General features: G+C 54.1%; 15 protein-coding genes, 1 tRNA gene and 3 pseudogenes. 15 read left to right on the top strand and 4 right to left on the bottom strand.

Annotated elements, in window-relative coordinates:
• The first annotated feature begins 131 nt into the window (after window positions 1-131).
• The 9 genes and pseudogenes from BRW62_RS06030 to BRW62_RS05995 all read left to right on the top strand — a co-directional run bounded on the left by BRW62_RS06030 (window position 132) and on the right by BRW62_RS05995 (window position 11746).
• Complete coding sequence (locus BRW62_RS06030; RefSeq protein ID WP_099798693.1) at window positions 132-782, top strand: DUF3386 domain-containing protein; 651 nt, start codon at window positions 132-134, stop codon at window positions 780-782.
• Window positions 782-1956 (top strand): annotated as a pseudogene (gene rnz / locus BRW62_RS15150) (ribonuclease Z). Before BRW62_RS06030 ends, rnz begins: the two are co-directional and overlap by 1 nt.
• Before the next feature lie 89 nt (window positions 1957-2045).
• A complete protein-coding gene (locus BRW62_RS06020) occupies window positions 2046-3092 on the top strand; it encodes a sulfate ABC transporter substrate-binding protein (RefSeq protein ID WP_099798692.1) in 1047 nt (348 codons plus the stop codon).
• A 72-nt stretch (window positions 3093-3164) separates the two neighbouring features.
• Entirely contained in the window at window positions 3165-3983 is an 819-nt protein-coding gene (gene cysT, locus BRW62_RS06015; RefSeq protein ID WP_099798691.1) for a sulfate ABC transporter permease subunit CysT, read from the top strand.
• On the top strand, window positions 3970-4800 hold the full coding sequence (cysW, locus tag BRW62_RS06010; RefSeq protein WP_099798690.1) for a sulfate ABC transporter permease subunit CysW: 831 nt from the start codon (window positions 3970-3972) through the stop codon (window positions 4798-4800). The genes cysT and cysW overlap by 14 nt, the downstream gene beginning before the upstream one ends.
• Window positions 4801-4890: 90 nt before the next feature.
• Window positions 4891-5586 (top strand): efflux RND transporter periplasmic adaptor subunit, encoded by a 696-nt coding sequence (locus tag BRW62_RS13335; RefSeq protein ID WP_198406191.1) that lies wholly within the window; start codon window positions 4891-4893, stop codon window positions 5584-5586.
• A complete protein-coding gene (locus BRW62_RS13330; RefSeq protein ID WP_198406190.1) occupies window positions 5583-6095 on the top strand; it encodes an efflux RND transporter periplasmic adaptor subunit in 513 nt (170 codons plus the stop codon). Before BRW62_RS13335 ends, BRW62_RS13330 begins: the two co-directional genes overlap by 4 nt.
• Before the next feature lie 6 nt (window positions 6096-6101).
• Window positions 6102-9235: pseudogene (locus tag BRW62_RS15145) on the top strand (efflux RND transporter permease subunit).
• 81 nt (window positions 9236-9316) lie between these two features.
• The gene (locus BRW62_RS05995; RefSeq protein ID WP_099798689.1) at window positions 9317-11746 is read left to right on the top strand and encodes a DNA gyrase/topoisomerase IV subunit A; all 2430 of its coding nucleotides are present in this window, start codon (window positions 9317-9319) and stop codon (window positions 11744-11746) included.
• On the opposite strand, the gene tilS is transcribed toward BRW62_RS05995, so the two are convergent.
• Together tilS and ccsB are read right to left on the bottom strand one after the other, a co-directional pair.
• The gene (gene tilS, locus BRW62_RS05990) at window positions 11694-12698 is read right to left on the bottom strand and encodes a tRNA lysidine(34) synthetase TilS (protein WP_099798688.1); all 1005 of its coding nucleotides are present in this window, start codon (window positions 12696-12698) and stop codon (window positions 11694-11696) included. The two genes, BRW62_RS05995 and tilS, sit on opposite strands and share 53 nt — an antisense overlap.
• 9 nt (window positions 12699-12707) lie before the next feature.
• A complete protein-coding gene (ccsB, locus tag BRW62_RS05985) occupies window positions 12708-13670 on the bottom strand; it encodes a c-type cytochrome biogenesis protein CcsB (RefSeq protein WP_099798687.1) in 963 nt (320 codons plus the stop codon).
• Between the two features lie 198 nt (window positions 13671-13868).
• Between ccsB and BRW62_RS05980 the strand changes: the two genes are divergently transcribed.
• Window positions 13869-15077 (top strand): MlaD family protein, encoded by a 1209-nt coding sequence (locus BRW62_RS05980; RefSeq protein ID WP_099798686.1) that lies wholly within the window; start codon window positions 13869-13871, stop codon window positions 15075-15077.
• Window positions 15078-15209: 132 nt separating this feature from the next.
• On the opposite strand, the gene BRW62_RS05975 is transcribed toward BRW62_RS05980, so the two are convergent.
• Window positions 15210-16034, bottom strand: coding sequence for a glycosyltransferase family 2 protein (locus BRW62_RS05975; protein WP_198406187.1), 825 nt, complete (start codon window positions 16032-16034; stop codon window positions 15210-15212).
• A 121-nt stretch (window positions 16035-16155) separates the two neighbouring features.
• Between BRW62_RS05975 and BRW62_RS05970 the strand changes: the two genes are divergently transcribed.
• Window positions 16156-16228 (top strand) — tRNA-Glu (locus tag BRW62_RS05970).
• 275 nt (window positions 16229-16503) lie between these two features.
• Window positions 16504-17141, top strand: a pseudogene (locus BRW62_RS05965) (hypothetical protein).
• Here the strand turns inward: BRW62_RS05965 and BRW62_RS05960 are convergent.
• Window positions 17122-19413: an ATP-dependent helicase gene (locus BRW62_RS05960; RefSeq protein WP_227517611.1), complete on the bottom strand. Its 2292-nt coding sequence runs from the start codon at window positions 19411-19413 to the stop codon at window positions 17122-17124. The pseudogene BRW62_RS05965 and the gene BRW62_RS05960 overlap by 20 nt on opposite strands.
• Before the next feature lie 215 nt (window positions 19414-19628).
• Between BRW62_RS05960 and pirA the strand changes: the two genes are divergently transcribed.
• From pirA to BRW62_RS05940, 3 genes are all read left to right on the top strand, one after another.
• Window positions 19629-20000 carry an arginine synthesis PII-interacting regulator PirA gene (gene pirA / locus BRW62_RS05950; protein ID WP_099798684.1) on the top strand — a complete coding sequence of 124 codons (372 nt, stop codon included), beginning with the start codon at window positions 19629-19631 and terminating at the stop codon, window positions 19998-20000.
• 170 nt (window positions 20001-20170) lie between these two features.
• A complete protein-coding gene (locus BRW62_RS05945) occupies window positions 20171-20935 on the top strand; it encodes a MinD/ParA family ATP-binding protein (protein ID WP_099798683.1) in 765 nt (254 codons plus the stop codon).
• A gap of 78 nt (window positions 20936-21013) precedes the next feature.
• On the top strand, window positions 21014-21337 hold the full coding sequence (locus BRW62_RS05940; RefSeq protein WP_099798682.1) for an Rrf2 family transcriptional regulator: 324 nt from the start codon (window positions 21014-21016) through the stop codon (window positions 21335-21337).
• Window positions 21338-21389: the final 52 nt, after the last annotated feature.

Raw genomic sequence — 21389 nt, 5'->3', positions numbered from 1 at the left:
GCCACTAGAGGCATAAATCTAGTGTAGTATGCTGTGATTTAACCCCAGTGAACACTAGATATACTCAACCGTCAAGGGGGGAAGAATCAGCTATCCTAGATCAGTAGCGATCGTTATTTGAGGAACTCCCCATGCCAACGACATCGGCGCTGGATGCCCAAGCCCTTTTTCGTGCCGCTTACGAAAATCGTTATACATGGGACGAGCACTTTCCGGGGTTTACGGCCACAGTAAAGTTGATCGATGGTGAGCAGTGTTACGAGGGTCAGGTCAAAGTAACTGCCGACTATACCGTTGAAGTGACGGGCATTGACGATGAGCAAGTGCGGGAGTCTCTCTACAACCAACTGCGGGATGTGATCGTTCACCGCAAACGCAACAGCTTTGAGGCCGCCCACGGTAAAAATACCTTTAGTATTGGCGCAACGGATGCCAGTGGTGCGGTGGAAATCCTTGTCAGCGGCGACGCTATGGGGTCTAACTACAAAGTGCGCGACAACCAAATTGTGTATGTCAGCCGGGTGATGGGGCGGGTTGCCTTTGCCATTACTCACCGTCAGGCGCTGGATACTGGCGCTGGCTACATTTCCACCAACTATGTTGCCGTATTCCGCAATCCTGAAACCAACGAGGTGGTACGGCAAATGGAATTTGAAGATACCTATGTACCAGTCGGCAACTACTACCTCATGCGTCAGCAGGTCGTGACCACCCACGAAGGGGGCACCACCAGTACCGTAAAGATTTGCTTTGACGATCTGCAACTGCTGCCAGCAGCCTAATGGAGGTTACGTTTCTCGGCACCAGTTCAGGCGTGCCAACGCGGTCGCGGAATGTGTCCAGTGTGGCTCTGCGCCTGCCCCAGCGCAAGGAAATTTGGCTGTTTGACTGTGGTGAGGCCACGCAGCATCAGCTGCTGCGCAGTAATTTGCGTACTAGCCAGATCCGCCGCATTTTTATTACCCACATGCACGGCGATCACATCTTTGGCTTAATGGGATTGCTCGCCAGTTTGGGCTTGGGGGGCACCGTGACTCAGGTGGATGTCTATGGCCCGCCCACACTGGATCGCTATATCGAAAGCTGTTTGCGCTGGTCCGTGATGCGGCTGCCCTACAAGTTGCAGGTGCATACGGTTGAGCCGGGGGAGGTCTTTAGCGATAGTGAATTTACGGTTACCTGCCGACTGCTGCACCACCGGGTACCCGCCTTTGGCTATCGAGTGACGGAGCGCGATCGCCCTGGGCGCTTCCATGTTGAAAAAGCTCAAGCCCTCGGGATTCCCTCAGGACCGTTGTACGGCCAACTCAAGCAGGGCAAAACCATTACCCTAGAGGATGGCCGCCAAGTGGCTGGGCAAGACCTTTGTGATCCCCCCAGCCCGGACGCAGCTTGGTGTATTGCACCGACACAGTCTTCTGTGACAGCGCCGTAGAGCTAGCCCACAACGCCGATGTCCTGATCCATGAAGCCACATTCTCCCACCAGGAGGCAGCGTTGGCGTTTGAACGGCTCCACTCCACCTCAACAATGGCGGCACAGGTGGCTTACCTAGCTCAGGTCAAACTTCTCTTTCTCACCCACTTTAGTGCCCGCTATGCTCCTGGTAACGCCCTACAGGTCGAGAACCTGCTCGCAGAAGCCCAAGCTATTTTTCCTAATAGCCGCCTTGCCCGAGATTTCCTGCACTATTGCATTCCCCGTCACGGTGAGGACGCCCCCATCACTGATTCGCAAAACTCTGCTCAGACCGCTCAAGTAGCTGCAGCTCCCTTGGCAACTGTTGCGATCAACCGCGCTACTCGCGCCCAAATGCAGCGGCAGATCGGTGGCATGGATGAAGCCACTGCGCTGGCAATTCTTGAGCGTCGCCGCCGCCAGAAATTTACTAGCCTTGACGAGTTGCAAGGCCTCTATCCCCACGTGCAATGGCAGACAGTCAAAATTACATTTTGAGCCAGCCTTGGCAATCCTCCCCTTCCAAGTATAATCGTTGTACATTATTCCGACCAATTTATCGTAGATTAGTGATCAGTCTTAGCACCATGACTCGGTGGCGGCGCTTAGCGTCTTGGTTCATCCTATTTTGGGCAGGGCTTGGCCTCAGTGGTCTCCTTGCGACCTGCGAGGTGCAACAGACGCTTCCCGACGGTAGGCCAGAACGGGTCTATCTCACCCTTTCCTCCTTTGCGGTGACCAAAAAAGCCCATGAAGCCATTATTCCTTTGTTTGTAGAAAAATGGCAGAAAGAACATCAACAAACGGTGCGCTTCCGTACCAGTTATGGGCCTTCAGGGAGTCAATCGCGGGCGGTGATTGATGGCCTTGAGGCAGATATTGTGCATCTTTCCTTGGGACTAGATATTGATCGCATTGCCAAAGCGGGGCTGATCCGCAGCGACTGGGCTACTCAAGCCCCCAACAATAGCATTGTTACCACCTCGGTTTGTGCCTTAATCACCCGGCCAGGCAACCCCAAACACCTGCAAACATGGCAGGATTTAACGCGAGAGGGGGTGACCTTTGTCACCGCCGATCCTAAGACGTCGGGTGCAGCCCGCTGGAATTTTCTGGCGCTTTGGGGGTCTGTCACTGCGGTAGGGGGCACCCCTGCCCAGGCACGGCAATTTGTGACTGAGGCATTTCGCCATGTGGCGGTTCTGCCCCGGGATGGCCGCGAAGCCACCGATGCGTTTTTAAAGCAAGGCCAAGGAGATGCCCTCATTAACTATGAAAACGAGGTGATCTTGGCTGGACTCAAGGGGCAGGCCTTATCCTATACCATCCCCAAGGTGAATGTGCTCATTCAAAATCCGATTGCCCTTGTGGATCGCTATGTTGATAAGCATGGCACCCGCGAGGTCGCAAAGGCCTATATTGATTTTTTGTTTACGCCAGAAGCGCAGAAGATTTTTGCTCGGTATGGGTTTCGCCCCATCGATGCAGCGGTACTTGCTGCGCATCAGCAACAGTTTCCAGTGGTGCCCACACTCTTTACCGTGGCGGACTTGGGGGGCTGGGAAACGGTACAGAGGCAATTTTTTGCCAATGGTGCGCTCTTTGATCAAATCCAGCAAGAGAATCAGGCATAGTGGCAAGGTGATTGATGGGAGGACAAGATTGAGGTGATAACCCCTGCTGCATCAGCTAAGACGGATCGAGCAATGCCTTGTGGGTGGCTGTGGCGTATGCCATGGGTCTGGAAAGTTACATGGTTGTATTTGGGCGGGATGTTGTTTATTCCCATCGCAGCATTGCTGACCCATGCCAGTGCGGGTGGGCCGCTAAAGTTTTGGCAGGTGGCCACGCGGGCGATCGCCCTATCGGCTTACGAAGTGACGTTTGTGACCGCTTTAATCACAGCGGCGATCAATGGAATTTTTGGTACCCTCGTTGCTTGGGTACTGGTGCGCTACCGGTTCCCTGGCAAGCGTTTCTTTGATGCGGTAGTGGATCTGCCCTTTGCCTTACCCACGGCGGTTGCTGGGCTAACCCTAGCAACTGTCTATAGCGAGAATGGCTGGATTGGCGGGCTACTTGCTCCTTTGGGAATTAAGATCGCCTTTAGCCGCTGGGGGGTAGCGGTGGCCATGCTCTTTATTTCGCTGCCCTTTGTGATCCGCACCGTTCAACCAGTGCTTACTGAAATGGAAAAGGATGTGGAGGAAGCCGCTTGGTCTTTGGGGGCAAGCCACTGGCAAACCTTTTGGCGGGTGATCTTGCCGCCGTTGTTGCCCGCCATTCTCACAGGGGTAGCCCTAGGGTTTTCGCGAGCCGTGGGTGAGTTTGGCTCCATTGTCATCATTTCCTCAAATACCCCATTTCGAGATCTCATTGCGCCGGTACTGGTGTTTCAAAGTCTGGAGCAGTACGACTACGAGGCGGCCACCACCATTGGCACCGTGATGCTGTTGGTATCGCTCTGTATTTTGTTTGTGATTAATTTCCTGCAAGCGTGGGGTCGCCGCTATGCACAGCGTTAAACACCGATCTTGGATTCAAGGGGGGTTGATCGCGATCGCCCTCACCTACCTGAGCCTTGTCCTGTTGATTCCATTTGCCAATGTGATCTTTCAAGCCTTTCGCAAGGGAGTGATGCCCTTCCTCGAGAACTTGACAGAGCCAGATTTTCTCCATGCCCTGTGGTTGACGTTTGCTTTGGCTGTGGTGGTGGTACCGATCAATACCGTGTTTGGTCTGTGTGCAGCGTGGGCGATCGCCCGCCATCGTTTTCGGGGGCGCACCCTGCTATTGAGCATCATTGACTTACCCTTTTCGATTTCACCCGTTGTGGCGGGTTTAATGCTGGTACTGGTCTATGGTCGCAACGGTTGGTTTGGCGGTTGGCTGCAAGCTGTGGATCTGCGGATTATCTTTGCCTTTCCGGGGATGGTTTTAGCGACTGCCTTTGTCAGCCTTCCCTTTGTTGCCCGCGAAGTCATTCCTGTCCTTGAGGAAATTGGTACGGAGCAAGACGAAGCCGCCAAAACCCTAGGAGCCAACGACTGGCAAACCTTTTGGCGCGTTACCCTGCCCAATATTCGCTGGGGGCTGCTCTATGGCGTGCTCCTGACCAATGCTCGTGCCATGGGGGAGTTTGGCGCAGTGGCGGTGGTTTCTGGTAACGTTGCCGGTTTAACCCAAAGCCTCCCCCTCTTCATCGAAGATGCCTACAAAAACTACAATACTGAGTCTGCCTACGCTGCCGCGATTATTTTGGGGTTGCTTGCGCTGGTTACCCTCATTCTCAAAGAAATTCTTGAGCGCAAAACCGGCATCAAACCCGTGGGCGATCGCTAAGCGTGTACCAAGAGTGCTGTGGCACACCGCTCTAGGCTAGACTGAGGGTGACTCATTTCCATTTGTGATTGGGGTGTTTGGGGTTGGGGTATGGTGCAGCGGCAAATTCTCTCATCACTGATTGTTGGTAGTGCCTGCCTCATCGCCACCGCCTGTGGCAAGCCAGAAGCAACGACCCCACCACCAGCTCGAGTGCAACTGGCAGCCGTCAGATCCGAAAACCTGCCCCAGACCGCAATCTATAACGCGTCCTTACAATCGCGTCAATCCGTAACAATGCTGCCGCAAGTCTCTGGGCGCATTGTCCAAATCAACGTTCAAAACGGCCAGTTTGTTACTCAAGGACAACCCCTGATTCTCATTGATCCCTCACAGCAACAGGCAGTTGTTGCCAGCAATATTGCCGCTATTCAATCGGCCCAAGCCAACGTCGAAAATGCCCGCTCTACATTGCGATCCCTTGAAGCTCAGCGCCGTGCCAACCTTGCTACCGTTGAGTTTAACCGCATCCAAGCCGAGCGCTACACCGCCCTCTTTGAAGAAGGAGCCGTGTCTAAGGAGCAAGCACAATCCTTTATTACCAGCTTCCGCACCGCCCAAGCCGATCTCCAACAAACCGAAGCCGATATTCGTGCCCAACAGGCTACCATTGCCCAGTTAGAAAAAGTCCTCCTCGAAGCCCAAGCCAACGCCCAGCAACAGGCAGTTGTCCTCAATTGGTTTCAGGTGCGTGCGCCTTTTAGTGGGGTTGTCGGCAATATTCCCCCAAAGTTGGCGACTTCGTGACCCCTCAAACCAATTTGCTGACCCTTACCTCCAACCAGCCCCTTGAAGTCTATATTCAGGTACCAATTGAGCAAATTCCCCGAATTCGTTTAGGTACTCCTGTTGAACTCATTGATATGGCTGGAAATGTGGTTGGCACCAGTTCCGTATTTTTCATCGCCCCCAACACCACCAACAATACCCAAACTATTTTAGTTAAATCCCTTTACGAAAACACCCAGAACAACCTCCGCGCCGACCAACAAATTCAAGCGCGGATTATTTTTGGTCAGCAGCCCGGAATTTTGGTTCCCACCACTGCTGTATCCAATCTTGCCGGTCAAACCTTCGTGTTTGTGGCCGAAAAAGATAACGAGGGTAAAATGATTGCCAAGCAAAAACCCATTCAAGTTGGCTCTATTCAAGGCAATAGCTACCAAGTGTTTAAAGGTCTTCAGCCCGGCGAGCAAATCGTTGTTTCCGGCATTCAACGCTTGCGCGATGGTGTCCCCATTACCCCTGAGTCCTAAGGCATCATGATTAGCGATTTTTTTATTAAGCGTCCGGTGTTTGCCACCGTTTGTTCCCTGCTAATTATCCTTGTGGGGACGATCGCCCTGCCAACCCTTCCCATTGAGTACTATCCGAACGTTACGCCACCTACTATTCAGGTGTCGTCCAACTATGCGGGTGCCAATGCCGAAACCGTTGAAACCAACGTCACCACCGTTCTGGAAACCCAAATCAATGGCGTGGAGGGGATGGACTACATTGACTCCACCAGCGACAGCTTTGGTAACAGCAACATCACGATCACCTTCACAGAAGGCTACGATCAGGATATTGCCGCTGTTGATGTCAACAACTTGATTTCATCGGTGACCTCCCAACTACCACCGGAGGTGATTAACACTGGCGTTAACGTCAGTAAAGCTACCACTCAAATTGTGCTTGCCTTAGCGCTTTACCCCGACGAAGGCTTTGACTACGACTCCACCTTTATTAGTAACTATGCTACCCTCTACGTCGTTCAGCCCCTGCAGCGCCTAGAGGGCGTCGGTCGAGTCCAGATCTTTGGGCAGCGCACCTATGCCATGCGCCTTTGGCTGGATCCCAACCGCTTAGCCAGTCGCGGCTTAACTGCCCAAGATGTCGTGCGGGCACTCTCCGATCAAAACGTCCAGGTCGGCGCTGGCATTATTGGTGCCCCTCCCGCCCCCGAAGGGCAGCAATTCCAAATTTCGATTCAAGCCCAAAGTCGCCTCACTACCCCTGAAGAATTTGCCGATATTATTATTCAGCGGGGCGAAGATGGATCGGTGATCCGGGTGCGGGATGTGGGTCGCACAGAATTGGGTGCCCAAAGCTACACCACCAACTTTAAGTTTGATGGTCGTGATGCTGTTGGTATTGGTATTTACCAACTCAGCGGGGCAAATGCCCTTGATATTAGCCGCGCCGTGGAAGAGGAAATGGCCATCCTAGCCCAGAAGTTCCCACCTGGCTTGAAGTGGAGCGTTGGGTTTAGTACCACCGATGCAGTGCAAGAGTCCATCAAAGAAGTGGTCATCACCCTGATTATTGCGATCATCTTGGTGATTGCCGTGATCTTTCTGTTTTTGCAAGACTGGCGTGCCACTATTATTCCCGCGGTCACCATTCCTGTCTCCCTTGTTGGCACCTTTGCCTTTATGAAGGCCTTTGGCTTTTCCATCAATAGTTTGACCATGTTTGGTCTGGTGCTGGCCACGGGTCTGGTGGTCGATGATGCCATTGTGGTGGTGGAAAACGTGACGCGCCTGATGGAGGAAGAAGGGCTAGACCCCCCGCCGCCGCGAGCCGTTCGATGCAGGAGGTAACCGGTGCCCTGATTGCCACCTCCTTGGTGATGATGGCAGTGTTTATTCCAGTGGCTTTTTTTCCAGGAGTTACAGGGCGGTTGTATCAACAGTTTGCCCTGACAATTGTTTTTTCGATTGCTCTTTCGACGTTTAACGCCATTACCCTTTCGCCACCGCTGTGTGCCCTGCTCCTGCGGCGAGAGCGATCAGCCATGGCAGAGTTTATCCTCTTTCGTTGGATTAACCGCTTTCTGGACACAATGCGGCGGGGCTATGAAAGCAATTTACAGGTAGTTGTGCGCTTCAAGTACTGGGTGCTGGGTGGGTTTATGGTGTTGCTGGCCTTCACCTACTGGCTGTTTCAGATTGTTCCGGGCGGTTTTGTACCCGAGGAAGATCAGGGCTACTTTGTCACGCTGGTGCAGTCGCCGCAGGGGGTTTCTCTGGAATATACCAGTAACATTGTGTTCAAGACTGCCGATATTATTGCCAAGAACCCAGCGGTTGATCACACCTTTGCCATTGGTGGGTTTAGCTTCTTTGGGAATGGTTCAGACAAGGGAATTATTTTTACCAGTTTGAAGCCATGGTCTAAGCGACCGCCGCTTGACGCGCTGCTGCCGCAGTTTCAAAAGGCAGTGGGCGGTGAACTGGGTGCGGCTGTTTTCTCGGCTAATGTACCAACAATTAACCTCGGCGGCAGTGGCCTTGGCGGCTTTGATATGCAGATTATGGATCAGCAGGACCTAGGGCTAGAAACGCTCTATACGTCTGTCAGTGAACTGATTCGCCAAGCGAATGGCACCCCAGGTTTGGTGGCGGTGAACACGCCTTTTTCTATTAATGCGCCTCAGTTGAATGTCACTGTCGATCGCACCCGTGCCCTTGCTCTGGGGGTTGATCTCAGCGATATTTTCAACGCTATGCAAATTTATTTAGGATCGGCGTACGTCAACCAGTTCACAATCTTTGCCCGCAGTTTCCAGGTGATTGTCCAAGCGGATAAGCAGTTTCGAGCCAATCCTGACGATATTAACCGCATTTATGTGCGCTCTAACCAAAATGCCTTAGTTCCTCTAAGCAATTTGCTGACGATTGAGCAAACCTCAGCGCCACCCATTATCTATCACCATAACTTGTTCCGCTCAGCGGAGGTGACGGGGCAAAATACGCCACCCCTCAGTGAAGGGCAGGCAATGAATACAATGATGGCCTTGGCGCAGCGGGTACTCCCCAATGGGCTAGGCTATAGCTGGACGGGGCTGTCCTTGGAGTCCACCCGCTCTGGTGGCCAAGCACCGCTGATTTTTGGTTTGGGTTTGGTGTTTGTGTTTCTGGTGCTCTCGGCTCAGTACGAAAGCTATATTGACCCGCTGATCATTATTCTTTCGGTGCCTTTGGCCATTATGGGGGCACTGCTAGCTCAATGGTTGCGGGGCTTAAGCAATGATGTATTCTGCCAAATTGGGTTGGTGATGCTCATTGGCCTCTCGAGTAAAAATGCGATTTTGATTGTGGAGTTTGCTAACCAGATTCGCGACAGTAAGGGCACCTCGATTGTGAAATCAGTGATTAGCGCGGCAGAAGAGCGCCTCCGCCCGATTTTGATGACGGCGGTCTCGTTTATTTTGGGGATTTTCCCCTTGGTAATTGCCACCGGATCAGGGGCTAATTCCCGTCATTCCCTAGGCACAAGTGTGACAGGTGGTATGATCGCGGCCACCGTTTTGAGCTTTTTTGTGGTGCCCGTTATCTACATTTTGATTAAGGAGTTGGTGAGCCGTTTCACGAAGGATAAGGGGGAAGAATCAACCCCAGCAGAGACCTAGAGCCGTCTAAGGGTTAGTTTACAATTCGCAAAACTCCTGTATCGTGGGGAATGACCCTCTCGCGAGTGTTGGCGTGTAGGCATGGCGAAACAACTGGATTTACTGGCTCACGGACAGGTGATTCCCACAGCGCTCCATAGCGAAATGCAGCGCTCCTATTTGGAGTACGCCATGAGTGTGATCGTGGGGCGGGCATTACCGGATGTGCGGGATGGCCTCAAGCCAGTGCACCGCCGCATTCTCTATGCAATGTACGAATTGGGGTTGACGCCGGATCGTCCCTTTCGCAAGTGTGCGCGGGTGGTTGGGGATGTGTTGGGGAAATACCACCCCCACGGGGATCAGGCAGTGTATGACGCCCTTGTGCGCCTCGTGCAGCCCTTTAGTAGCCGCTACCCCCTCTTGGCGGGTCATGGGAATTTTGGCTCGATCGATAATGATCCGCCAGCAGCGATGCGCTATACGGAGACCCGTTTGGCGGCGATCGCCCACGAAACGCTCTTAGCGGGTATTAGCGATGCCATTGTGGATTTTGTCCCTAACTTTGATAGCTCGCAACAGGAACCCCTGGTGTTGCCGGCTCAGTTACCCGTTCTCCTGCTCAATGGGGCAACGGGGATTGCTGTGGGCATGGCGACGAATATCCCTCCCCATAATCTCGGTGAAGTGGTGGATGCGCTCATTGCCCTGATCAACCAGCCGGAGATTGAGTTATCAGAGTTGTTGAGGCATCTACCGGGGCCAGATTTTCCCACGGGGGGCATTATTGTGGATGGTGCTGAACTGGAGCGCGCCTATGGCACCGGTCGAGGGACGATTACGCTGCGAGGGGTGGTGAGTCTTGAGGAAGCTCAACGCGGACGACACCGCCGCCACGTCATTGTTGTGCGGGAGTTACCCTATCAGGTGAATAAGGCGGCTTGGATCGAAAAAATGGCGGAACTGGTGAATCAGGGTCGCCTAGAGGGGATTGCGGATTTGCGGGACGAAAGCGATCGCGACGGCATGCGGGTGGTCATTGAACTCAAGCGGGATACAGACCCAGACCAGGTGTTAGAGCAGCTCTATCGCCTGACGGCGTTGCAAGTCACCTATGGCATTAACCTAATGGCCTTGGTGGGCAATCAACCGCGCCAGCTCTCCCTCAAGGCGATGTTATGTGAGTTTCTGTCGTTTCGCGAGGCCACGCTGCTGCGACAATACCGCCATGACCTCGAGAGTGCCCAAGCACGCTTACACATTGTGACCGGTCTGCTGGTGGGGTTAAATGCAGTGGATCAGGTGATTGCTATTTTGCGATCGGCGGTGGATGGCACGACCGCGCAGCGAGACCTCATCGCGCAACTGGGACTGAGCGATCGCCAAGCCAGTGCGCTGATTGCCATGCCCCTACGGCGGCTCACCCAGCAGGAGCGCAGCCAACTGGAGGCGGAACAGGCGACCCTTAGGGAGCGCATCCAAACCCTAGAAATGCTAATTAGTCAGCGTCCTGAGCGCCTTAAAGCATTGAAAAAAGACTTGCGACAGCTCAAAAAGCAGTTTGGGGATCCGCGCCGCACCCAAATTCTGCGGGAGGCTCCCCCCTCCTCTAGTGCCTTGAATGCGCTACCCTTGGCAAACGAACCGCTGTGTCTGGAAATTACTGCGCGCGGCTATGGTCGCTGCTTTCCCCAGCGCAGTCGTCCGCAGTTAGAGGGCGAGAGGTGGCTCCCTTGGTCGGATCCCCTGCCGCTGACGTTGTCGGTACAGCGAAGCGATCGCCTGTGGGTCTTTACGGCGGGGGGCAAAGTCTATCCGTTGGAGGTAGAGCGCTTCCCCCTGACCAACCGCCGCGATCGCGGCCAACCCATTTTGACGCTTTTGCCAGACGCCGCCCAATCGGAAACTCTATTAACGGTGCTCCCTAGGGGCGAGGACGTGACTACCCTGATTGTGCTGACTCGTCACGGGCGCATCAAGGCGATGCCAGTAGCGGAACTTGACGATCTCAGTAGCCGCGGGTTGCAACTGACGAAGTTAAAAGCAGGCGATAGCCTTAGCTGGGTCTTGCCCCTTACGCCTGCCACAGGGCATTTAGTGCTGGCCACGTCTCGGGGACGGGTCTTTCATTTTTTGGCAGCCTCCATTCCTGCCCTTGGCCGACTCAACCAAGGCCAACCTGCCCTGCGCCTGAGTATTCAAGAAACCCTTGTGGGGGCGATCGCCATGGGGGAATTGGATCATCTCTTCTTGGTCAGTGCGGCTGGCTTGGCCAAACAGGTGCCGCTGCCGTTGATTGAGCCAGTCCCCCTAGGGCATTTAGGGCAGTTGACCATGCCACTGCGGCAGAAACAGGATCGACTCGCGGGCATTGGCTGCTGCGGAATGATGATGGCGGTAGTAACTAGCCAAGAACGCGCTTGGATCACGACGGGGGAGGGCGTGCCAGTGCTCGACAAAGAAGGCGTGGGGGTTCCCCTTACAACGCTGAATCCGCAGGAGCAGATTGTGGCTGTGGTGGCATTGCAGTAAGCTGGAGCCATTGTCCGTGCACCCGCAGGCAGTACCCCCCCCGCAGGGTGCTGGTTTGCGAGCCGTTCCCCGCATTCAGGAGGTGGCGCACTGCCTCTACCACCGTGAACGTGGGGGTGCCCGGTAAGTGCGCTTGTAAAAAGTGATGGATTAAACGGCGTTGCAAGGCTAACGGCAGTTGGCGGAGGCGATCGCGATCCAAGGCCGGTGGTGCCGTACGGATGACCTCTGGAGCAACACGAGCCACTTCAGCGGCAAAATAGGCTCGATCGGCTGCCAGCAGCTCTGCGGTTTGGGCAAGGGCAGTTTCAACCTTGGCATTAAAGTGCTCTCGTAGGTAGGGGATCACGTCCTGCCGCAGGCGATTGCGCCGGTAGCGACAGTCCAAGTTCGTTGTATCCTGCCAGATGGGTAACCGCTGTTGCTGGCAAACCGCGGCAGTGTCGGTGCGGCTCAGGTCGAGGAGAGGGCGCACGAGCTGTACCTCCCCTAAGGGGCGAACAGGCTGGAGGGTTCCGATGCCCGTCACACTGGCTCCCCGCAACAGATTTAATAGGACGGTTTCGGCGCGATCGCTCTGGGTGTGACCGGTCACCACATGGCTACAGTCTAAGGCGCAAGCAACCTCCCTAAAGGCCTGATACCGCCACGTGCGCGCTGCTGCTTCCGTTGCCGGTGGCTCCAGAGCCGTCACAAGTTTATAGGGCAGTTGCCACTGTTGCGCTAACCCTTTAACAAAATGAGCATTGGCCGTACTATCTGGCCGCCATCTGTGATTGCAGTGGACGATCGCGAGGTGCCAGTGCCAATGGGGCTGCAAGTCACGCAGCAGCTTTGCCAAACAGACAGAATCCTGCCCCCCGGATACGGCGATGAGAATCCTTGCGTGCTGCGGTAGCCACTGCTCCTCTTTTAGGCGGCGGTGCAAACGGGCATGGTAGAGGCTCCACACCGTGCTGTCCTAGAAGAACCAACCGTAGGAGTGTAAGCCTTTTCCCAGAAGATTCACCCCCAAATAACAAACCCAGACCACGCCAAAGCCCACCGTAGCTAAAATCGCTGGCTTGCGCCCCTGCCAATCGCGGGTAATGCGCGCATGGAGATAGGCGGCAAACACCAACCAGACAATTAAGGCCCAAGTTTCTTTGGGATCCCAACTCCACGGTGCCCCCCACGCCTCGTTTGCCCAGACCGCACCGGAGATGATGCCAATGGTCAACAGCGGAAACCCCAAACCAATCATGCGGTAGCTCAGGTTATCTAGGGTTTCGGCTAGGGTGAGGCGCTGCAAACTCAGTTGGGTTGTGGGGGGGGTGAGTACCGTTGTGCCACTGCCCGAACTAGAGCCTAGGGACTGTGTTGGCTCAAGCGGCAGGTGGCGAAAACTACCTGTGCCCACAGAACTCCCCTTGAGGCTGACGGGTTGCCCCCATGTGACGACTAGAAAGGCGATCGCCAGCAGCGACCCCACCATCAGCGTGGCATAGCTGAGCATCATTACACTGACATGCATCATCAGCCAATTCGACTTGAGTGCGGGCACAAGGGGAGCCGACTGTTGCATTTCTGGCGGCAGCGAGAGAGCCGCAAAGGCCGTAATTCCCATGGCCACCGGCGCAGTCACGACCCCCACCAAGCGTTGACCACTCATCGATTCGGCGACTAGGTGCATCGCGGTTAGCCCCCAGCACAGAAAAAAGAGGGACTCGTACAGGTTACTGATGGGGAAATAGCCCCCCTCAATCCAGCGGGCTGCCAGTAGCCCAGCTATACAGAGGTTGGCGATCGCCATGCCCGTTCGACCTGCCGCTGGCAAGCCTGACCAGCGGGGAAACGCTGCCCCCAGCCAGTACAGCAACATGGTTATAAACAGCACTGCAAAGGCGGTGTTATCTAGCCAGCTTTCAAGCGTCAATAAATCCATAGATCTCTCAGGGGACGAAGGCAAGCAATCAGCAAAGCGCGATCGCAACCACAGTAACATTTTTGTATTGTACCGTTCCTCCTTTCCCTGCATGGTGCTGGATCAGCAGGAATCGCCATCGACTATAGTTGCATTAGGCTGCAGGATACAGCGCAGTGCTCTAGTGTTAGAACCGGTTCGGGCAGGAGTGAACCCCCCATGATGCAGTCACGGCGTGTGCAAGAGAGTTTAGTCGGGCTACTCATTCTTGCGGGATTGGGGATTTTGGGGGTCTCGCTTCTGTGGCTGCGGGGAAATATCGCTGGTGCCAATAGTTATACCCTAGAAGTGGACTTGGAGTCGGCACCTGGGTTGGCAGTAGGCACGCAAGTTAGGTTTCGCGGTGTTCAGGTGGGGCGAGTGACGAGGATTGGCTTTACCCCTAACGGTGTCACAATTGGGGTACGGGTCAACAATGTCTTAATTCCACGGGGAGCGGTACCGGAAATTCGCCAATCCGGCTTCATTGGCCAAGCCTATCTGGACTTTACGCCAACGGCAGAGGCACCAGAGATTCCTGAAGGGATGACCGCATTTGCACCCACGTGTCAGCCAGAGTTAATTTACTGCAATGGCGATCGCATTGCGGGGGTGCGCGGTACTAGCCTTGACGATCTGGTGCGGGCAGCCACGAACTTTACTACTGCCCTTGAGCAGTCCGGCATCATTAATAACGCCAATACCCTCATTTTGGGCACCACACGGACGGTGAGCCGTGCCGATCAATCCTTAGCCAAAATTGACTCCGCCGTCGAGAGCTTTAATGCCCTCAGTAGCGAAGCGCGCGCTGAACTGCGGAACTTTAGCAATGCCTCCCAAGCAGTAACCCGCGCCGCCAATCAAATCAATGAACTGGTTGAAGTGAACCGCAATACCATCAACTCAGCTCTGCGCAATATTGATGGTGCTGCAAAAGACCTAAGAACAACCCTGAATGCCTTGTCTCCGTTTATCAATCGCTTGGAGCAGGGAGAGCTACTCACCAATCTGGAAACCTTGGTCAAAAATGGTGCTGAAGCGGCTGCCAACCTCAACCGAGTATCGGGAACCTTGAGTAGCCCAGTAATTATGCTCTCGATTGCCCAAACGTTAGACGCAGCACGCGCCACCTTTGTGAATGCCCAAAAACTCACCAATGACTTACTAAAAATCACTGGTGATCAGTCGTTTCAATCTGACTTACGCCGCCTCATTCAGGTCTTAAATCGGTTACTCTCCTCCAGTCAAGACCTCGAGCAGCAACTCTTGGCGCTCCACGCCACCACGTTGGAGCAAACCCTGCCCAGTCCAGAACCCCCGGCTCCCAGTTCAGCCGTTGTAGCCACGCCGCCAAAAAACGAAGAGGAGGCCATCACAAGCGATCCTTGATCCTTGTATCCTATCTAGCCACGACCCATCGCGCTGGCGGATCCCCGTTACTCCGTTACAAAGTCTTGGTGAAGCATCCGCCCTATTGTTCTTTGGTTGGCGCTGATTCCGATCCTCATCGTACCTGCTGACTTAGCTGTTCCTGTAGTTGCCGAACCGTGTTGTCATAATCTCTGCAATCTGTTGCTGATGCTGCTGCTCAACAACGTCAACAGGGAGGGTTACCGTTCCTGGCGCAGCCTGAAATTTGGCCAATTGGCGATCAAAAAAGCTATTGGCAAAGCGGCGATACTCGACGGTTTGTTGTTCAAGGTGGGCGGTATAGCAAAACTGGCGCAGCCAATGGGCATAGGCGGCATCCTCTGCCCCAAAGCGAAATTGGCGGAATACGTCATCTTCAGGAAAGCCACCAATAAACTCATGAACTTCGCGACGGACAGCTAAGTTGAGGACAAGGGTTTGCTCTAGTGTCTTGTGCCAGTAGGGATGGAGGCGATCGCGACAGTAAATTCCCGTCCGCACTGCGCCAAAGTAGGTGGGGGCTGCTGAGGAACTGTAGGGTTCTGGCAGCGGCTGGTTGAGGATGGACAACGCCAAGAATAGGTGCTCTGGCCGGTAGAGATCATCGGCATCGCAAAAGAAAATGACCTCCCCTTTGGCAAAACGAACCCCAATATTACGCGCAGCAGCAATCCCCCTATTTGTAGGTAGCCCTATCAGTTGTAGCGGCACAACCTGCGGCCATGCAGCAGTAGCCACCGCACAGGTGGCATCGGTAGAACCGTCACTGACAATAATCAGCTCACCAGACAGCGGCTGGGGATAGGTGCGTTGCAGGTAGTAACAACTAGCAGCAATACTCTCAAGGGTTTCCCGAAAGACGACCTCTCCTCGCTGCTCAATAACATTAAAGGCAGGCATAACAATGGAGAAGGAACTGAGGCCAGCAAGAGTCATGGTTATGATGCCACCACAGGACTGCCTTGATTTTCCTAGCACTGTGGCCGTTCATGCAAAATCCGAGGGAAGTGTTGACAAGGCCGCTATGGATTGGTTAACGTAGTTAATGCTGCGTCTTGCCCCCATCGTCTAGAGGCCTAGGACACCTCCCTTTCACGGAGGCGACGGGGATTCGAATTCCCCTGGGGGTATCCCACAATGGCAAGTAAGTCTCCCTTAGCCAAATCGGCGGGAAGACCCGCGCCGTATTTGTGACTTGTGTTTACTCAACGAAGATGAGTGTCGGGAGTCGTTCACTTTCAAGTGGGTTACAGCCAGCATTCCAACAACCCCAATGCAGCGGACGGACGAAAGCTACTGGTGCTGAGTTCAAGGTGATCTGCCGCCGTTCAACGAAAGGCTACCCTAGGAGACATTTACGCAGTGTGCAGTTAAGCTGATTTTGTTGTACTCAGGACATACTGCTTTGGGCGTTGATCTACGCAGCTACGTTTACCTTGATTCACTACAACCGCAGCATGCAGCCTATCTGGGCACCGTGGCACAGGGATTCTTGCCGTTGCCTGGGGACTGCTCCCTGTGGGTGGAGATTTCTCCAGGGATTGATGTGAACCGTCTGTTGGATATTGCGCTGAAGGCGGCGGTGGTGCGCCCGGGAGTGCTCTTTATTGAGCGGCTCTACGGCTTATTGGAGGTGCACTCCGGTAACCAAGGGGAGGTGCGGGCTGCTGGCGATGCGATTTTGCAGGCGATGGGGGCGCGAATACAGGACTGTTTGCGGCCACGGGTGATTTCCAGTCAGGTGATCCGTAATATTGATGCCCACCACACCCAACTCATTAATCGATCGCGCCGGGGGAATATGATCTTGGCAGGGCAAACCCTCTATGTGTTTGAGGTGGAGCCTGCGGCCTATGCCGCCCTTGCTGCCAATGAAGCGGAAAAGGCGGCGCTGATTAACATTCTGCAAATTTCGGCGGTGGGAAGTTTTGGGCGCTTGTTTTTGGGGGGGCAGAGCGGGATATTTTGGCGGCACAACGGGCAGTGCTGGCGGCCATGGAACGCTTACCGGGGCGCGATTCCTTTAGCGATCGCCGCGAATAGGAGATAACCATTTAGCCAACTGCTGTTGTAAAGCGGGTAAAAAAGGACAGGGAGCTTGAGGTTGTAGTTCGTAGTGGTGATGCCAGTCAAAGCTAGGCCAAAACGGCGCTTGCTGAGCTGCCGCAAGCCAAAGCAGCCGCTTCGCGCGGGTGATGGCAACATACAGCAGGCGATATTCTTCAGCGGTCTTTGCCGCCGCTGCGTTTCGCCATGCCTCTTGATAATTGGGAATCGGTTGACCATGGGAATGGGCACGAATTTGGGCGCGGGTCACAGCAATAAAGTCCACCTCCCCAAGAAAGCGAGCGTTAGCCGGAACCCATAGGTCTCCGGGCAGATTCTTTGCTTGCAAAAAGGGTACAAACACCGCATCCCAATCTAGGCCTTTGGCTTTGTGCATCGTCAAAATAGTCACTTGAGCGGGGCGAACGTAGCGACTGTGGAGGTCTTCCATATCTACCGGTTCAAAGGTGTTCTCCGCAACAATTCCCTGCCAAATGGGTGCCAACCGCTCCCAAAGCTGTGGTTCCTGCGATTGACTGAGGTAGTAAATGAGGCGATCGGTGGTTGCCAACTCCGCAGCATCATACCCAAGGCGCTGGGCACAGTAGGCAATCAACGGAAAAAGCGATAGCTGTAAGCGAGCCTGTAACAAACCATGGCAAAAATGTTGTGCCTGCACCGCCTCTGCGGTTGCCGGTGGATCTAAAGGCCCCGGGTACAGGAACACTTCCGGCTGGGCTGCTAAGCGATCTAGGTTTTGGGGTGGCACCACCCCCCGCTCCACCAGAACGGTCAGGGCATTTTTAACCCTATCGGGAGAATAGGGACAGTAGAGAAACTGGAGAATGTGAAATAGTTCTTCGGGGACATGGGAGCGCCGCTCAACACCAGCAACATCGAAGATAGTAATGCCAAGAGAGGGCAGATTGTGGTTCAGGCCAAAGTCAGCGGGCGATCGCAACAGGTCTGCTAAAAAGTGCCCTTGCTTGTTTTGGCGGACTAAAATCGCCACCGTGGCCTTGGGGTGTGCCTCAAAGACCCTAGCAATTCGCACCGCCAATTCGTGCGCCGTCTCAAAGATTGTTTTGGGGTAAACAAGTTCTACCCCCTGCCCCCATGCGGGCGGGTTGGCATCAGGCTGTGGATCCCCAGGGGGCACCGGTTGAATATCTTGAGGCCGGAACGGCGGCTCCGTCTGTGCATAGGTGTGGTTAGCCCATTCCACTAGGTAATTGGCTGCTTTGATCACCAAAGGGGTACAGCGCCCCGCCTGAGTCATCGTATAAAATGCGTTCTGCTGCGCACACTCATCGCAGAACGCGTTAAAAAAGAGCGGATCCGCAGCCGTAAAGGTGGAGTTAATGGCTTGGTTGGGGTCGCCCACCCGCACAACATTAACGATACGGTCATCCATAACATCAGTCGCCAATAACCGCAGCAAGCGGGACTGCAACGGTGTCGAGTCTTGGGCTTCGTCCTCAAAGACGGCATAGACTCGCTGCTGCCACTCCTGCCGGTAGCTGGCATTTGCGTCTAGGCATTGAACCGCCGCTAAGATCATTTCATCGTAGTCAATTTGCTCCCGTTCGTAGAGTTGGTGCTGGTATAGCTCTAAAAGGTCTGCGGCAATCTCTAAAAAGGGGTAAGGGTCAGCTGCAATAGCCGGATGGTGGCTCAACTGGCGTAGCTCTGCTGGCGTAAGAAAGGCACTGCGGGCACTAGTGACCACGGTTTTAGTAAAACTTGTCAGGATACTGCTGATCAACGCATGGCGGCGGGTCAGTTGCTCGCTGTGGATAGGCGGCTGTGTATCCATCCCCTGAATGAGGTGCTGCATCTGGTCAGGATGCGATCGCGCCCATTGATCCACGCAACGACGACACAAGCGCTGCTGTTCATACTCAGAAAGCAAGTTCTCGGCACTTCCGCGCCAGTTTGGTGCACCCATAGCAATCTTTAAGGCTAGGCTGTGCAGGGTTTGCACACTAAAGCCAGTGCGGGGTAAGCCCATCTGGTTCAAATAGTGGCGAATTCGCACCTTAATGCTGGCCGCTGCCGAACGGCTGTAGGTCACCACAACCAACTGTTGCTGCTGGTTTAACCGCTGTCGTGCAATGGCGATCGCCGCTCCAACCGCCATCCCATGGGACTTACCTGCCCCCGGCACCGCCGAAACTGCCAGCAACCCGCCTCGCCATTGGGCAATCTCTCGCTGCCCGGGACGCAACTGCCCAGACCAATCATCAACGAGAGACTCTACGGTATTCACAATGGCGCAGCTATCCTTTTATCCATATCAACATTCATATCAACGATCTGAAGATTTATTACAAAAGTCCAGCAACTGGCATGGGTTTTCAGAAAACCGTATAATAAGATACAGAAAGTCTGGACAAGGCTCTTCTCTAAAATTACAATCCTTTTGTAATGTCCGCTGTTGAGGCGACCCACCCTTTCCTTCACCTAGGAGCTTTGTTTTTAATTATGCAACTAACATATCGTGGTGTTAACTATCAAGTGAGTGATCATCGGGCTACTGTCGTTGAATCCGGAGCAACAGGCCGCTATCGTGGAGCGCAATGGGTCGGCTACAAAGCTGCGAGTGTAGTGCCCCAGCCCAATCACACCCTTTGCTGGCGTGGCGTGGTGTACCAAACGAATGGTGAACCAGTGGCCGCTGCCGCAGCGATGGAGGCTCCCATCCTGCCCGCTCGTCAGCGCGCTCGCGATCCCATTGCTGAAACTCACCGCCATGCAATTCTCAAGAGCTTAGAACACCGCCTGAATGTCGCCCGGACTCAGGGAAATCAAGACCTGATCAACCTGCTAGAAGACGAGTGGCAGCAGTTTGCCTAGCTCGCCATACCATCTTACCGAGGGTCTGAGCCGTTGTTTCACTAGGAGCAGCGGCTCAAAATTTTTATCTGAGCTTCCGCCGAGACACTGCCGCAACCACCCTAAAATAGACCAAATAGACCAAGAACAGCGATGGTACGCTGGACAAGAGTGCGTAGCAAGGTTAATCAATGGGTAATATCATTTCAGTGCATTCATTTCGCGGTGGTACCGGCAAATCGAACACCACGGCGAACATCGGCTGTTCCCTAGCCATCTTGGGCTATCGCGTTGGAATTGTAGATACAGATATTCAGTCTCCCGGCATTCACGTTCTCTTTGGCTTGGAATCAGAAGATACTGAGCACGCCCTCAACGATTACCTTTGGGGGCGTTGCGACATCACGGATGTTGCCCGGGATGTCAGTCATCTGCTCACCTCCCACAACCAGCCCGATAAAGGCTCCATCTTCTTGATTCCCTCCAGCCTGAAAACAAGCGAAATTACGCGGGTGCTACGGGAAGGCTACGATGTAGGGTTACTCAATGATGGGTTCCAGCAGTTACTGCAAGGACTAGACCTAGACTTTCTCATGATTGACACTCACCCAGGCCTGAATGAAGAAACCCTGCTGTCCATTACGGTATCCGATGCACTGGTGCTCATTTTGCGCCCCGATCGCCAAGATTTTCAGGGCACAGCCGTAACCGTGGATGTTGCGCGGCAATTAGATGTGCCTAAAATGGTATTAGTGGCCAACAAAGTCCCTGCTGTCTTCAACAAAGACTCCCTGAAGCAACAAATTGAGAGCACTTACTCTGTGCCAGTGGCAGGGGTGCTCCCCGTCTGTGAAGAGATGTTTCAATTGGGCAGTAGCGACATCTTTTGTTTGCGTTACCCTGATCATCCCTATAGCTTGGTCATCAGGAGTATTGTGCAGCACTTGTTAGATTAGGATAGCTTAGACATTAGGCTGAGCAGGCAATCTATAGAAATCTATTTTGGCGCCCTACGTCCGTTGAGGAACCTCCCTATGACCGACAGTCAAGACCTCAGCAATGGTTCCACGCAGGGAGTGGGGTTAAACCCCGCTGATTTGCTGATGCTGCCCGATGCCCAGCGTACGATTTTAACCATGATGATGCGGCGCCAAAGCGCACTAACCCTAACAGAGATTGCTGAGCAGCTTAACGTGCCCTCTGAAGAGATTGCCCCCGTCATGGCGGAGTTGTTGCAGTTGGGCTATGTCACTACCGAGAATGACACCTACCAAGTAAAGTTAGGTCGGCGGACTCCGCGTATTCAATCCAAGCGGCAGTCACCTCGGGTGGCGGCAGTGTGGGATAAGTTGGGCTAGCCATCCCTTGTTGGCAGTAAATAGAGTAATTGACTTCTCCCCTCCTTGAAAG

Origin of the sequence: Thermostichus lividus PCC 6715 (assembly GCF_002754935.1) — a bacterium.
Lineage (GTDB): Bacteria > Cyanobacteriota > Cyanobacteriia > Thermosynechococcales > Thermosynechococcaceae > Thermosynechococcus > Thermosynechococcus lividus.
The sequence above is the reverse complement of the archived record's forward strand: the minus strand, read 5'-3'. Positions and strand labels throughout refer to the sequence as shown.

Excerpts from the sequence above, each read along its gene's own strand:
- cysT (WP_099798691.1), top strand. The coding sequence starts at position 3,165 with ATGCCTTGTGGGTGGCTGTGGCGTATGCCATGGGTCTGGAAAGTTACA.
- BRW62_RS06030 (WP_099798693.1), top strand. The coding sequence starts at position 132 with ATGCCAACGACATCGGCGCTGGATGCCCAAGCCCTTTTTCGTGCCGCT.
- ccsB (WP_099798687.1), bottom strand. The coding sequence starts at position 13,670 with ATGGATTTATTGACGCTTGAAAGCTGGCTAGATAACACCGCCTTTGCA.
- BRW62_RS13335 (WP_198406191.1), top strand. The coding sequence starts at position 4,891 with ATGGTGCAGCGGCAAATTCTCTCATCACTGATTGTTGGTAGTGCCTGC.
- BRW62_RS05995 (WP_099798689.1), top strand. The coding sequence starts at position 9,317 with ATGGCGAAACAACTGGATTTACTGGCTCACGGACAGGTGATTCCCACA.
- cysW (WP_099798690.1), top strand. The coding sequence starts at position 3,970 with ATGCACAGCGTTAAACACCGATCTTGGATTCAAGGGGGGTTGATCGCG.
- BRW62_RS05940 (WP_099798682.1), top strand. The coding sequence starts at position 21,014 with ATGACCGACAGTCAAGACCTCAGCAATGGTTCCACGCAGGGAGTGGGG.
- pirA (WP_099798684.1), top strand. The coding sequence starts at position 19,629 with ATGCAACTAACATATCGTGGTGTTAACTATCAAGTGAGTGATCATCGG.
- BRW62_RS05980 (WP_099798686.1), top strand. The coding sequence starts at position 13,869 with ATGATGCAGTCACGGCGTGTGCAAGAGAGTTTAGTCGGGCTACTCATT.
- BRW62_RS06020 (WP_099798692.1), top strand. The coding sequence starts at position 2,046 with ATGACTCGGTGGCGGCGCTTAGCGTCTTGGTTCATCCTATTTTGGGCA.
- BRW62_RS05945 (WP_099798683.1), top strand. The coding sequence starts at position 20,171 with ATGGGTAATATCATTTCAGTGCATTCATTTCGCGGTGGTACCGGCAAA.
- BRW62_RS05975 (WP_198406187.1), bottom strand. The coding sequence starts at position 16,034 with ATGACTCTTGCTGGCCTCAGTTCCTTCTCCATTGTTATGCCTGCCTTT.